Consider the following 13,836-nt stretch of genomic DNA (forward strand, 5'->3'; position numbering starts at 1 on the left):
TCCGGCAGCACGGTCACCATGGAGCTACGGCTCCTCGTCCCGGCCCGACGGAGCCTGCGCGACGCCCGGCCCGCCTGGGTCGACCTCCATGTCACCGACGAGGGGCCCGGGATGACGGCCGAGCAGCGGGCCCGTGCCTTCGACCGCTTCTGGCGCGCCCCCGGCGCCCCCAAGGGCGGCACGGGTCTCGGTCTCTCCCTCGTCCAGCGGCTCGCGCACGCCAGCGGCGGCGAGGTCACGCTCCACGAGGCGGCCACGGGCGGTCTGGACGCCGTCGTCCGCCTGCCCTCGGCGGAACCGCCGGTCCCGTCCGGCGGCCACGGATTCGGTACGCGTCCCGGTCCGCGCAGGCGCGAGGCGCCGCCGCTGCCCGCGTGAGCCCGCGCCCCCGGCTCGGGGGCGCGCGTCGTTCGGCGACCGCGGCCCCCGCCCCGTCGGGGCGGGCCGTCCGAGAACGCCTCCGCACGGTCATTGATTGTCCATGCCCCGTCAATCACGCTCCCCTAAGTTCCGTCACCGCGCGACCCCGCCGCCGACCGGCAGGCGGGCCGGTCAACGCACCTTTGGAGCGACAGTGGAACGTCGTACCCTGCTACGCGCGGCCGTCCTCGGCGGCACCTCGACCGCGTTCGGCGGAACCCTGTGGCGCGGCGCCGCGTACGCCGCGCCCGCCCAGCCCGGCGCGGGCCCGTACGGTGCGCTCGGCGCGCCGGACGCCAACGGCATCAGGCTCCCCAGCGGTTTCACCAGCCGGGTCGTCGCCCGCTCCGGCCAGCGGGTCCCCGGCACGTCGTACACCTGGCACAACGCGCCCGACGGCGGAGCCTGCTACACGGACGGCAGCGGCTGGATCTATGTCTCCAACTCGGAGATCAGCCCGTCCGGCGGTGCGAGCGCGGTGCGGTTCTCCTCGACGGGCACGGTCACCTCGGCGTACCGCATCCTCTCGGGCACCCGGACGAACTGCGCGGGCGGCAAGACGCCCTGGAACACCTGGCTGTCCTGCGAGGAGGTCGACCGGGGATACGTCTACGAGACCGACCCGTGGGGCGTGAAGGCGGCGGTGCGCCGGGACGCGATGGGCCGGTTCAAGCACGAGGCGGCGGCCGCCGATCCGGCGCGCGGGGTCGTCTACATGACGGAGGACGTCACCGACGGCTGCTTCTACCGCTTCCGGCCGACGACCTGGGGCGATCTGTCGTCGGGCACGCTGGAGGTCATGGTGGCCGGCACCGGCACCAGCGGCCCCGTGACCTGGGCCAGGGTCCCCGACCCGTCCGGCGCGACCGCCACCCGCAACCAGGTGTCCGGCGCCAAGCGCTTCAACGGCGGCGAGGGCTGCTACTACGCCGACGACACCTGCTGGTTCACGACGAAGGGCGACAACCGCGTCTGGCAGTACGACGCGGCCGCGCAGACCATCGAACTCGCCTATGACGACTCCCTGGTGACCGGCGGCAATGCCCCGCTCACCGGCGTCGACAACGTCACCGGCACGGCCTCCGGCGACTTGTTCGTCGCGGAGGACGGCGGCAACATGGAGATCTGCGTGATCACCCCGGAGGACATCGTCGCCCCCTTCCTCCGCGTCGACGGCCAGTCCGCCTCGGAGATCACCGGACCGGCCTTCTCCCCCGACGGCCGCCGGCTGTACTTCTCCAGCCAGCGCGGCACCAGCGGCAGTTCGTCGGGCGGCATCACGTACGAGGTGACGGGACCGTTCCGCACCTGAGTAATTCCCGAGGGAATGTCGAACCCTTTTCCACGCCAAACTCGTTCGATTTCCCTTCTGCTAGGTTCTGCGCGTGGTCTTGCCCAAAGAATCGGGGCCGGTGAGCCCCGGAGTCGGCGTCCGCCCGCGCAAGGTTCTCCTCGCGGCATGCGGTACTCGCGGGGACGTACAACCCTTCCTCGCACTGGCCGTGGCGCTCCGTCGCCACGGCCACAACCCGTTATTGGCCGCCCCGCCGTCCTACGCGTCGGAAGCCGCCGCGTACGGGGTGGATTTCGCGGTGATCGACGACGGCCCGACCCGGATTCTCGACGAGCCGGAAACCCGCCGGATCATCGATGGCGGACTGTCGGGAGTACGCGGGAAGATCGCGGCAGCCCGCACGGTCGCCCGTCTCAAGCAATTGATGATTTCCTCGCTGCGGGATGTCGCCGCTATCGCCCACGATCACGGGGATGTGGCGGCGGTGGTGCATTCGGCGGCGTTTCCCGCCCAGCACGTGGCGGACATGCTGGACGTGCCGGCCGTCGTCGTCGCCCTGCAGCCCGGCTGGATTCCCACCGATGAATTCCCCTGCCCGCTGATGCCGTTGCCGAGGGTGCCCCGTTTCCTGAACCGCAGCACCTACGCCGTGGTGACGGCGGCCCAGCGTTCCCGTGAGGTGGAGCGCTGGCGGACCACGGAACTGGGGCTCGCGGCCCGCCGACACGGCGCCCGGAGGTGGCTGCGCGACCCCGAGGGCAAACGGCGGCCCGTTCTGCAGTCGTTCAGCCGGCATGTGACACCCGTCGACCCGGCCTGGGGCGACGCCGTCCACACCACCGGCTTCTGGTTCCTGCCCCGGCGCCCCGACTGGACGCCGCCCACGGAGTTGGCCCGGTTCCTGGACGAGGGGGAGCCGCCCGTCTACATCGGCTTCGGGAGCATGACCGGCACCCGGGCGCGCCGGAACAACGCCCTGGTCACGGAGGCGGTACGCCTCGCGGGGGTGCGTGCCGTCGTCGCGACGGGGTGGGGCGGCATCGAGCCGGGTCCCCCCGCACGGGACGTCCTGACGATCAGGGAGGCGCCGCACGACTGGCTCCTCCCGCGGACGGCGGCGGTCGTCCACCACGGCGGCCCCGGCACCGTCGGAGCCGCCCTCGCCGCGGGCCGCCCCCAGGTCCTCTGCCCCCACATGGGCGACCAGTCCCACTGGTCCGCACGGATGCGGGCGCTGGGCGTGGCACCCGCCCCCCTCGCCGCCCGGCACCTCACGGCGGCACGGCTCGCGGAGGCGATCGGCCGGGCGGTGGAGGACCGCCGACTGCGGCACCGGGCGACGGAGATGGCCCCCGTGATCCGCTCCGAGGACGGCGTCGACACGGCGGTGAACTCCCTCCTGAGCCGCTTGATCTGACCCTCCCCCCACGCATACGAACAGAGAGCCCCGGAGTGCTGCAGATTCCTTTCACCGAAGCCCGTATCGCGCCCGGAACCGTGCTGTCCTGGTCCCTGCGCACCCAGCACTCCCCCCTTTCCGGCGAGGAGAATCAGGCCGTCGCGTTCACGTCCGCCTCCTTCAACCAGGACAAGCACCATTCGTCGTCCCAGGCGACGCGGAGCACGAGAGACGACATCGCCAGTTCCATCACCGTCACCTTCGAGATCGACGGTCCGCTCGACATCACGGCACTGGAATCCGCCTTCCTCCTCCTCGTGCGCCGGCATGAGGTGCTCCGCTGTGAATTCCAGCGACTGGCCGGTGATCTGAACTGCACGGCCCTTTCCCCCGAGTCCATCTCCCTGGAGGCCGAGGAGGTCGGCCATTTCCACACCGCGGAGGAACTGCACACCCATCTGGACAAGGAGTTCAAGAGCCTCGACACACTGTCCTGGCCGCTGTTCCTGATGGGTGCCGTGGTTCGGGAGTCCCATACGACGGTCTATCTCTGTTTCGACCACATCGTGTGCGACGGCATGTCGATGCCCGTGGTGGTGAACGAGATTCAGACGGCGTACACGGCGCTCACGGGCAGCCGTCGCCCCGAGCTGCCGCCCGTGGCCAGCTATCTGACCTTCGGGGACGCGCAACGCCGCCGCTGGTCGTCCCTGCGGCCCGACGACGACCGGCTGGCGTACTGGAAGGGCTTCATCGCCTCCAACGGCGGGTTCTTCCCCCGGTTCCCCTTCGACATCGGCGTGCCGGACGACCGCCTGTACCCTCTGGTGAACCGTAGCCACCGGCTGCTGGACGCGGCCCGGACGGACGCCCTCGCGGCGGGTGCCCGTGCGGCGGGCGGCAGTGTCTTCACCGGTGTGCTGGCGGCGGCCGCGACGGCGCAGCGCCGGCTGGGCGGCCCGACGGCGTACCGGGGGCTGCTGCCGGTCAGCGAGCGCGGCGAGCCGGCGTGGGAGCACTCCGTGGGCTGGTTCGTGAACACGATGCCCATCGAGTTCGAGGTGGGCGAGGGGCGCGAGGAGGGCGTCGGGGACCACGCCGCCACCATGGCGGGGGCGCGGGCCGCGTACACCGAGATGCAGCGGCACGTGGGCGTCCCCTTCGTACGCGCCTGGGAGCTGCTCGCACCGGAGGCGTTCTCCCTGCACCACTGGCCGTTCGCCGTGAACTTCTTCTCGTACATCGACTTCCGCAGGACTCCCGGCGGGGAGCGGCACCCCCTGTGGAACCCGAAGCTGCATGTGTGGGCGGCCCGCGGCAACGGCGTCAGCCACTGGTTCCACCGGACGGCGGAGGGCCTGTACGTCAACACGCTGCACGTCGAGACACCCGAGGCACAGGAGATCAGTGACGCGCTGAACGACGCGCTCGTGGGGGTGCTGCGGGAGATCGGCGACGGGCGGGGCGGGGCCGCGTCGCCCGTGCCGATCCCCCGGCCGTCCCGTTCACGGGACGGCCGGCTCAGCGGAACTCGTGAGTGACCTCGATGGGGCCCACGATGTGCGCGTTGAACTCGTCGAGCTCCTCGGCGGGCACCCACAGCTCCAGGATCGTCTCGCCGCCGGCCTGGCGCACCGGGTAGCGGCGCAGGAACCCGGTCTCGACCTCGAACCGGGTCACGAAGCCGGCCCCGCTGTGCTTCACGTTCCAGTCCCGCGCGATCCTCACGGCGTAGTCCTCGTTGAGCACGGGGTAGAAGATCGGCTGCTCGGGAAGGCGTGGCGGCCAGGCACTCCACCCCGACTCCCGCACCAGCGCGAGCTCGTCGGGGCCGGTGGGACGCCACAGCGTGGTCGTCCCGGACGGCGTCTCGTACGGCGTCGGGCGCGGCGTACTCACGGAACTCACCTTCGGGGGCGGGCCGACTGCCGGAGCGCGGTCGGCGGAGCCCCCGACGCTACCGACAGCCCGGCCCCACGGGCCACGGAGTTTCCCTCACACGTGGAGGGCGGCACCCCCCGCACGGGGTGCCGCCCTCTTTTCGTGATCCGGAACCGCCGCCCATCGGTGAGGGTCGGTCGGGGACAAGCGGCGGTTCCGGGGTCCGGGATGCGAGGCGGATGCCTCGCGGTGCTCGCTAGCGGTGGTCGCTGCCCTCCGACTGTGTCGCCGCGCGGCCGGCCTCCAGACGGGCCACCGGGATGCGGAACGGGGAGCAGGAGACGTAGTCGAGACCGACCTCGTGGAAGAAGTGGACCGACTCGGGGTCACCGCCGTGCTCGCCGCAGACGCCGAGCTTGAGGTCGGGTCGGGTGGCGCGGCCGGCCTCGGCGGCCAGCTTCACCAGGGAGCCCACCCCGTCCTTGTCGATCGTCTCGAACGGGCTGACACCGAAGATGCCCTTCTCCAGGTAGGCCGTGAAGAAGCTCGCCTCCACGTCGTCCCGGCTGAAGCCCCACACCGTCTGGGTGAGGTCGTTCGTGCCGAAGGAGAAGAACTCCGCCGCCTCCGCGATCTGGCCGGCGGTCAGCGCGGCCCGCGGCAGCTCGATCATCGTGCCGATGGCCAGCTTCAGCTGCGTGCCGGTCGCCGCCTCGACCTCCGCGACGACCTGGTCGGCCTCCTCGCGGACGATCTCCAGCTCCTGCACCGTGCCGACGAGCGGGATCATGATCTCGGCGCGCGGGTCGCCCTTGGCGTTCTTCCGCTCGGCCGCCGCCTCCGCGATGGCCCGCACCTGCATGGTGAACAGGCCGGGGATGACCAGGCCGAGGCGGACGCCGCGCAGACCCAGCATCGGGTTCTGCTCGTGCAGCCGGTGCACGGCCTGGAGGAGACGGAGCTCGTTCTCGTGGGGCTCCTGGCGGGACTCCGCCAGGGCGACACGGACGGACAGCTCGGTGATGTCGGGCAGGAACTCGTGCAGCGGAGGGTCGAGGAGACGGATCGTCACCGGCAGCCCGTCCATCGCCGAGAACAGCTCGACGAAGTCCTGCTTCTGCAGCGGGAGCAGCGCCTTCAGGGACTCCTCGCGCTCCGTCTCCGTGTCGGCCAGGATCAGCCGCTCGACCAGCTCACGCCGGTCGCCGAGGAACATGTGCTCCGTGCGGCACAGTCCGATGCCCTGGGCGCCGAAGCGGCGGGCGCGCATCGCGTCCTCGGCGTTGTCGGCGTTGGCCCGGACCCGCAGCCGGCGCTTGCGGTCGGCGAAGGCCATGATCCGGTGGACGGCCTCGACGAGTTCGTCGGCGTCGTTGGCGCCGGCGTGCATCCGGCCCTCGAAGTACTCCACGACCGGGGACGGGACGACCGGGACCTCGCCCAGGTAGACCTTGCCGGACGAGCCGTCGATGGAGATGAGGTCGCCCTCCTCCACCACGTGCCCGCCGGGCACGGTCATCCGGCGGCGCTTGGTGTCGACCTCCAGCTCCTCGGCGCCGCAGACACAGGTCTTGCCCATGCCGCGGGCGACGACGGCCGCGTGGGAGGTCTTGCCGCCGCGCGAGGTCAGGATGCCCTCGGCGGCGATCATGCCGTCGAGGTCGTCGGGGTTGGTCTCCCGGCGGACCAGGATGACCTTCTCACCGGACCGGGACCACTTCACGGCCGTGTACGAGTCGAAGACGGCCTTGCCGACGGCCGCGCCCGGCGAGGCGGCGATGCCCCGGCCGACCTGCTGGACCTTCGCTTCCTCGTCGAAGCGCGGGAACATCAGCTGCGCGAGCTGCGCCCCGTTGACGCGCTGGAGCGCCTCGGCCTCGTCGATGAGGCCCTGGTCGACGAGCTGGGTGGCGATCCGGAAGGCCGCACCCGCCGTGCGCTTGCCGACGCGGGTCTGGAGCATCCACAACTGGCCGCGCTCGATGGTGAACTCGATGTCGCAGAGATCCTTGTAGTGGTTCTCCAGCGTCTCCATGATCTGCATCAGCTGGTCGTACGACTTCTTGTCGATCGACTCCAGCTCGGCCAGGGGGACGGTGTTGCGGATGCCCGCGACGACGTCCTCGCCCTGGGCGTTCTGCAGGTAGTCGCCGTAGACGCCCTGGTGACCGGAGGCGGGGTCGCGGGTGAAGGCGACGCCGGTGCCGGAGTCGGGGCCGAGGTTGCCGAAGACCATGGAGCAGACGTTGACGGCGGTGCCGAGGTCGTGCGGGATGCGCTCCTGGCGGCGGTAGAGCTTCGCGCGGTCGCCGTTCCAGGAGTCGAAGACGGCCTTGATGGCCAGGTCCATCTGCTCGCGGGCGTCCTGCGGGAAGTCCCGGCCGGCCTCCTTCTTGACGATCTTCTTGAAGGTGGTGACGAGCTTCTTGAGGTCGGCGGCCTCCAGCTCGGTGTCGACCGTGACGTTCTTGGTCTCCTTGGCCTTGTCGAGGGCGTCCTCGAAGAGTTCGCCGTCGACGCCGAGGACGGTCCTGCCGAACATCTGGATGAGCCGGCGGTAGGAGTCCCAGGCGAAGCGCTCGTCGCCGGCCTGGTCGGCGAGGCCCTTCACGGACTTGTCGGAGAGGCCGATGTTCAGGACGGTGTCCATCATGCCGGGCATGGAGAACTTGGCGCCGGAACGGACCGAGACGAGGAGCGGGTCGTCGGCCTGGCCGAGCTTCTTGCCCATGCGCTTCTCGAGCGCCTCCAGATGGGCGCTCACCTCGTCACGCAGTGCCGCGGGCTCGTCACCGCTGTCCAGGTAGACCTTGCAGGCCTCGGTGGTGATGGTGAAGCCGGGAGGCACCGGAAGACCGAGGTTGGTCATCTCGGCGAGGTTCGCGCCCTTGCCACCGAGGAGGTCCTTGAGGCCCTTGTTGCCCTCGGTGAAGTCATAGACGAACTTCACGCCCTCAACGCTCTGAGCTACGTGGCCTACGTGGGGATCTTTGTTTTCCGACACAGGTCCCAACTCCTTGAGGACGCGGTGGCTGCCCTGACGGCGAGGAACATACCCAGATCGAAGGCTCCTGGGTACGTCCACTTGTGCGTCATGCGCCTGTAACCACCCGTCCGCCAGCAGATCGAAAGTCAAGGCTTGGCAAGGTGTTGGGCGCTGATGTGTTCACCTCTTGAAGGCGACATGGTTCGGGACCCGCAATATCCGCTCAGATGAGCGGCATTCAACACGTCTGAGTTCGCGCGATGAACGATCAAGGGGTGGCACTGAGTGCCACCCCTTGAAGACCCGGAACCGCCCAAGATCCGCTCATCTGAGCGCAACCCTTATCAGGGGTGGCGAGAATCACGCGTTCACGGAGGCCGGGATTTCACCATGCGGACCGCCGCACGGGACGGAAACCCGCCTGTCACACGCCCGGCGGACCCACCCGTCACACCCCCAGGGCGGCGAGCCGCTCCTCCGCTCGTTCGGGCGCGTACAGGTACTCGACGACCAGGGCGCCCGCTCCGACCAACGCCGCCCGCTCCCCCAGCCGGGAGGTGACGACGTCGAGGTGGGCCGTGGAGCGCGGCAGCGCCCGCTGGTAGAGCAGTTCGCGCACGCCCGTGAGGAAGGGGGTTCCGGCCAAGTCCCCGGCGATCATCAGGACGCCGGGGTTCAGCAGGGTCACCACCGTCGCCAGGACGTCGCCCACGGAGCGGCCCGCCTCCCGTGCAAGGGCGGTCGCGCCGGGGTGCCCGGCGACCAGCAGATCGCGCACATCGGCGCCGGAGGCCGCCGGAACCCCTGTCTCGCTCAGCCGCCGCGCGACGGCGCCGCCGCTCGCGACCGCCGCCAGACAGCCGTAGGACCCGCACTTGCACTGGGCGTCCGCGCCGTCGGGCACCCGGATGTGGCCGATGTCGCCGGCGCCGCCGTCGACGCCCCGGTAGATCGAGCCGCCGACCACCACGCCGGCGCCGATACCCGTGGACACCTTGACCAGCGCGAACGCCGAGCAGTCCGGGTATCCCGTGCGCTGTTCGCCGTACGCCATGAGGTTGGCGTCGTTGTCGACGAGGACGGGGACGCCGGGCGGGCCGGACGCGTGGTCGGCGAAGGCGCGGGCCAGTCTGCCGCGTATGTCGTAGCCGTCCCAGCCGGGCATGATCGGCGGCTGCACCACCCGACCGGTGTCCATGTCCACCGGGCCGGGCACGGCTAGCCCGATGCCGCAGACCGCGTCGGCCGACTGGCCCGCCTTCTCCAGCAGTTCGGCGAACCAGCGCCCGAGGCCGTCCAGGACGGCCTCGGGGCCGTCCTCGATGACGAGGGTGCCGGTGTGCTCGGCCTGTATCTCGCCGGTGAGGGAGAGGACGGCGGCGCGGGCGTGGCGGGTGTCGAGGTCGGCGGCGAGGACGACCGCGTGCTCGTCGTCGAACTCCAGTGTGATGGAAGGGCGTCCACCCAGCGGGGAGCCGACCGGGCCGCCTGCACCCTCGCGGAGCCAGCCCGCGCGGAACAGCCGGTCGAGGCGCTGGCCGACCGTGGCCCGGGACAGGCCCGTCGCCTGCTGGAGCGCGCCACGGGTGGTGGCCCGGCCGCTGCGGACCAACTCCAGCAGATCTCCTGCACCGGCGTGACTACCCACCTTCACGACCTCCCGTTCGCGCGGTCCCTCACCCGATCATCCCCGCCCCGGCGGGCCGACGACGCGCCGCTTGCGCGATCGTGCGCGGACCGTTCCGCGCGACCGCTTGCGCTCACCCTCTTGCGTTCACCAACTCTGCATTACATATTGAGTTTTGCGTGTTAAATAGACGTAACCCTACGGTACCTACTGCCGAACCGGTCGGCACCTTGTCCTCGGGGAGCCCTGAGTGGATCGCACAACCCAGCTCACAGCCCGCCGACCAGGCACGGGCGTCCGCCATGAAGGCGCCGTATACGATCCGGGGATCCTGGGCGGATCGCTGCACCGCGGGGCCGCCGAGGTGCTGGAGGGCAACTGGACGGGGACGTCCACGGTCCCCTCCCGCCGGCTGTACCCCCACCAGTGGTCGTGGGACTCGGCGTTCATCGCGATCGGGCTGCGCCATCTGTCACCGCTGCGGGCGCAGACCGAGCTGGAGACCCTGCTCGACGCGCAGTGGGGGGACGGACGGATCCCGCACATCGTCTTCAACCCCTCGGTGCCGCTGGAGGCGTACTTCCCGAGCCCCGACTTCTGGCGCTCCTCGACCGCGGGGCGCGCTGCGGGCGCCCCGCGCACCGCCCAGACCTCCGGCATCGTGCAGCCGCCGGTGCACGCGCTGGCCGCGTGGCTGGTGCACCGCTCCGACCCCGGGCTCTCCCGGGCCCGCGGCTTCCTGCCCCGGGTGTACCCGCGGCTCGCCGCCTGGCACCGCTATCTGCTGCACCGCCGGGACCTGGGCGGCGGCGGGCTGGCCTCGGTCGTCCACCCCTGGGAGCAGGGCATGGACAACAGCCCCGCCTGGGACGCGCCCCTGTCCCGGGTGACCCCGGCCCCGGCGCGCTCCTTCCGCCGCGCCGACCTCGACCACGGCGCGGCCGAGGACCGGCCGACGGATCTGGACTACGGGCGGTACGTGCGGCTGGCGACGGACTACCGGGACGGGGGATACGCCGACGGGCGGGGCGAGTTCGCCGTCGAGGACCCCGCCTTCAACGCCCTGCTCATCGCCTCGGAGCACGCCCTGGCCCGGATCGCCGCGGAGTTGGGGGCGACCGGCACGGCCCGCGACGCCCGCGCGGAGCGGCTGACGGCGGCCCTGGTGGAGCGGCTGTGGGACCCGGCGGAGGAGATGTTCCTGTGCCGGGACGTCATCGGTGGCGGCCTCGTCCCCGAGCGCGGTGTCTCCGGGCTGCTGCCCCTGCTCGTGCCCGGCCTGCCCCGCGAGATCGTCGCCGCCCTCGTGCGGACGGCGCACGGACCGCACTTCGGGCTCGGGGACACCACCCGGCTCGTGCCGTCGTACGACCTGCTGGGCGAGGCGTTCGATCCGCACCGGTACTGGCGGGGCCCAGCCTGGTTCAACACCAACTGGATGCTGGAGCGGGGCCTGAGGCTCCACGGGGAGCTGGGGCGGGCGGACGCGCTGCGGACGGCGCTGCTGGAGACCGCGGGCGCCTCCGGTTTCGCCGAGTACGTCGACCCGTACACGGGCGAGCCCTGCGGCGCCCTCGGCTTCAGCTGGACCGCCGCGCTCGCCCTCGATCTGCTGCACCAGGACGACCACGGCCGCCGAAGCGGCGACGGACCGGACCGCGACGACGACCGGCACCACGACGACCGGGCCGGATTCGATACGTGCGACATGAGTGACCAGGGAGGGGACCGGCGATGACGGACCGGCATCACCTGCTCGTACGCGGCGGCACGTTCGCCGCCGTGGGCGACGGCGGCGACATCAGCGGGCGGCGGGGCGGCAGTTCCCCGGACGGGTTGTTCGTACGGGACGCACGGCATCTGAGCCGGTGGCAGCTCACCGTCGACGGCGCCGTCCCCGAGACGCTGACCCCGGTCGGCGACGGCGACACCGCGCGGTGCGTGCTCGTCCCCCGGGGCGGGCGCCAGGAACCGCCCGCGTACACGCTCTTCCGGGAGCAGGCCGTCTCCGACAGCGCGTTCGTCGAGGCGCTGCGCGTCACCAGCAACCGTCCGGTGCCGACGACGGTCCGGATCGCGCTCACCGTGGACGCCGACTTCACCGACCAGTTCGAGCTGCGCTCCGACTTCCGTACGTACGCCAAGACCGGCGCCGTCCGAAGGCGTGAGGTCCTCGACGACGGGGTGGAGTTCAGCTACCGGCGCGGTGAGTGGCGGTCCTGCACGACGGTCACGGCCGAGCCCGCGCCGGACGCCGTGGAGGAGACGGGGACGGGAGCGCGACGCCTCGTCTGGGCGCTGGACCTGGAGCCGCACGGCTCGGTGGAGCTGACCCTGCGGGTGATGGCCCGCCCGCACGGCGACCGGCGGCCCCTGCGCGTGCCGGCCTCCCCGGCCGCCGTGACGCACCAGGTCCTCGCCTCCGAGGGCGAGTTCATGGAGGGCGTCGCCTTCCCGACCGGCTGGCCGGAGCTGGCCGCGGCCTGCGCGCGGGGCCTCGCCGATCTCGCCGCGCTCCAGGTCCCCGCGACCGGACCGGACGGCGAGAACCTCCGGGTACCGGCGGCCGGGGCGCCCTGGTTCCTGACCCTCCTCGGCCGAGACGCGCTGCTGACGTCGCTGTTCACCCTGCCCTACCGCCCGGAACCGGCCGCCGCCACGCTCCTCGCGCTCGCCGCCACCCAGGCCGCCGAGGTCGGCGTGGACGCGGTCGCCCAGCCCGGCAAGATCGTCCACGAGGTGCGCCACGGCGAACTGGCCCACTTCGGGCAGGTGCCGTACGCCCGCTACTACGGCTCGGTCGACGCGACCCCGCTGTTCCTCGTGCTGCTCGGCGCGTACGTGGAGCAGACCGGTGACGTCACCCTGGCCCGGCGGTTGGAGCCGCAGGCGCGGGCCGCGATCGGCTGGATGCTGGACCACGGCGGCCTCACCTCCCGCGGCTACCTCGTGTACCGCGCCGACCAGGGCGGGCTGTCCAACCAGAACTGGAAGGACTCCCCCGGCGCGATCTGCTCCGCCGACGGCAGCCGCCCGCCGGCCGGGCCGGTGATGGCGGCGGGCGCCCAGGGCTACGCGTACGACGCGCTGCGCCGGACCGCCGCGCTGGCCCGGACCGTCTGGGAGGACGAGGTCTACGCGGCGCTCCTGGAGCAGGCCGCCGGTGATCTCCGCGACCGTTTCCAGCGGGACTTCTGGATGCCGGAGCACGACTTCCCGGCGCTGGCCCTGGACAGCGAGGGCCGCCGGACGGACGCGCTCGCCTCCGACGCGGGGCATCTGCTGTGGTCGGGGCTGCTGGACAAGGAGTACGGCAAGACCGTCGGCCGGCGGCTGCTCGAACCGGACTTCTTCTCCGGGTGGGGCGTGCGGACGCTGGCCTCGGGGCAGCCGGCGTTCCATCCGCTGTCGTACCACCGGGGCTCGGTCTGGCCGCACGACAACGCGCTGATCACCCTGGGGCTGGCCCGGTACGGGCTGCACGACGAGGCCCGCACGGTCGCGGGCGGGCTGGTGGACGCGGCCACGGCCATGGGGCACCGGCTGCCGGAGGTGCTCGCCGGGTACGGCAGGGACACGCATCCGGAGCCGGTGCCGTATCCGCACGCGTGTGTGCGGGAGTCCCGGTCGGCGGCGGCGCCGCTGGCCCTGCTGACCGCCGTCGGGGGCGCGTAGGGCGCGCCCCCTGCCTCACCGCCCCTCAGGGCAGGTCCACCAGCAGCCTGCCCGCGGTCTCCCTCGCCTCCGCCTCCGTGCCCGCCCAGGCCACGGTCGCGCCCGGTGCGGTCGGGGGCCGGTGGGCGGTCCAGGTGTCCCAGTAGCTGCGGATCTTGCCGTAGCGGTCGGGGACGAGGACGTGCGGCAGGGCGAGGAGCAGACCGAGGACATGGCCGTGGAGGCGGTCGGTGACGGCGACCCGGCCGGACGTCAGCAGGCGGCAGCCGCGCGCGAGTTGGAGGCGGGCGAGGCCGTCGTAGGCGGCGAGGAGAGCGGGGGCGGCTCCGACGGGGTCGCCCGAGGAGGCCCGGCACAGGGCGCGGGCCCGGCCCCGCCACAGGGTCTCCTTCGCCTGCCGCCACTCGGCGTCCGTGGCCTCGCGGGCCCAGTCGAAGACGTACGGGCCACCGCACCGGCCGCCGATCGCGCCCCGCCCGGCGGGCGGGCCCTTCGCGGACTCCTTGTCCTCCCGGGCCAGCCAGACGACGTCATGGCTGGCCCGGGAGGACAAG

Annotated in this window: 10 protein-coding genes; 6 read left to right on the plus strand and 4 right to left on the minus strand. The window is 72.1% G+C overall.

Annotation, left to right across the window (positions count from 1 at the left end):
• The 4 genes from AOK23_RS05750 to AOK23_RS05765 all read left to right on the plus strand — a co-directional run.
• Positions 1-378: sensor histidine kinase (locus AOK23_RS05750; protein ID WP_169800276.1), on the plus strand; the 378-nt coding region annotated here is incomplete at its 5' end.
• Positions 379-574: 196 nt separating this feature from the next.
• Entirely contained in the window at positions 575-1,732 is a 1,158-nt protein-coding gene (locus AOK23_RS05755; RefSeq protein ID WP_055711656.1) for an alkaline phosphatase PhoX, read from the plus strand.
• Between the two features lie 100 nt (positions 1,733-1,832).
• Positions 1,833-3,131, plus strand: coding sequence for a glycosyltransferase (locus tag AOK23_RS05760; RefSeq protein ID WP_079049313.1), 1,299 nt, complete (start codon positions 1,833-1,835; stop codon positions 3,129-3,131).
• 35 nt (positions 3,132-3,166) lie between these two features.
• Positions 3,167-4,654, plus strand: coding sequence for a condensation domain-containing protein (locus tag AOK23_RS05765; RefSeq protein WP_055711658.1), 1,488 nt, complete (start codon positions 3,167-3,169; stop codon positions 4,652-4,654).
• Here the strand turns inward: AOK23_RS05765 and AOK23_RS05770 are convergent.
• The 3 genes from AOK23_RS05770 to AOK23_RS05780 all read right to left on the minus strand — a co-directional run bounded on the left by AOK23_RS05770 (position 4,635) and on the right by AOK23_RS05780 (position 9,628).
• Positions 4,635-5,012, minus strand: a complete 378-nt coding sequence (locus AOK23_RS05770; RefSeq protein WP_055711659.1) for a hypothetical protein — start codon at positions 5,010-5,012, stop codon at positions 4,635-4,637. The genes AOK23_RS05765 and AOK23_RS05770 overlap by 20 nt on opposite strands.
• 238 nt (positions 5,013-5,250) lie before the next feature.
• The gene (ppdK, locus tag AOK23_RS05775) at positions 5,251-7,998 is read right to left on the minus strand and encodes a pyruvate, phosphate dikinase (RefSeq protein ID WP_055711660.1); all 2,748 of its coding nucleotides are present in this window, start codon (positions 7,996-7,998) and stop codon (positions 5,251-5,253) included.
• Between the two features lie 430 nt (positions 7,999-8,428).
• A complete protein-coding gene (locus tag AOK23_RS05780) occupies positions 8,429-9,628 on the minus strand; it encodes an ROK family protein (protein ID WP_055711663.1) in 1,200 nt (399 codons plus the stop codon).
• 229 nt (positions 9,629-9,857) lie between these two features.
• On the opposite strand from AOK23_RS05780, the gene AOK23_RS05785 reads away from it, so the two are divergent.
• Positions 9,858-11,345: an MGH1-like glycoside hydrolase domain-containing protein gene (locus AOK23_RS05785; RefSeq protein ID WP_079049314.1), complete on the plus strand. Its 1,488-nt coding sequence runs from the start codon at positions 9,858-9,860 to the stop codon at positions 11,343-11,345.
• Positions 11,342-13,282: an amylo-alpha-1,6-glucosidase gene (locus tag AOK23_RS05790; protein WP_055711661.1), complete on the plus strand. Its 1,941-nt coding sequence runs from the start codon at positions 11,342-11,344 to the stop codon at positions 13,280-13,282. Before AOK23_RS05785 ends, AOK23_RS05790 begins: the two co-directional genes overlap by 4 nt.
• 25 nt (positions 13,283-13,307) lie before the next feature.
• Here the strand turns inward: AOK23_RS05790 and AOK23_RS05795 are convergent.
• The coding region (locus AOK23_RS05795) for a hypothetical protein (RefSeq protein WP_206336124.1) at positions 13,308-13,836 on the minus strand (529 nt) is incomplete at its 5' end.

Source organism: Streptomyces torulosus, assembly GCF_001419765.1.
GTDB classification, from domain to species: Bacteria; Actinomycetota; Actinomycetes; order Streptomycetales; family Streptomycetaceae; genus Streptomyces; species Streptomyces torulosus.

Bases quoted from the DNA above. Each gene is read 5' to 3' on its own strand.
- AOK23_RS05790 (WP_055711661.1), top strand. From the start codon at position 11,342: ATGACGGACCGGCATCACCTGCTCGTACGCGGCGGCACGTTCGCCGCC.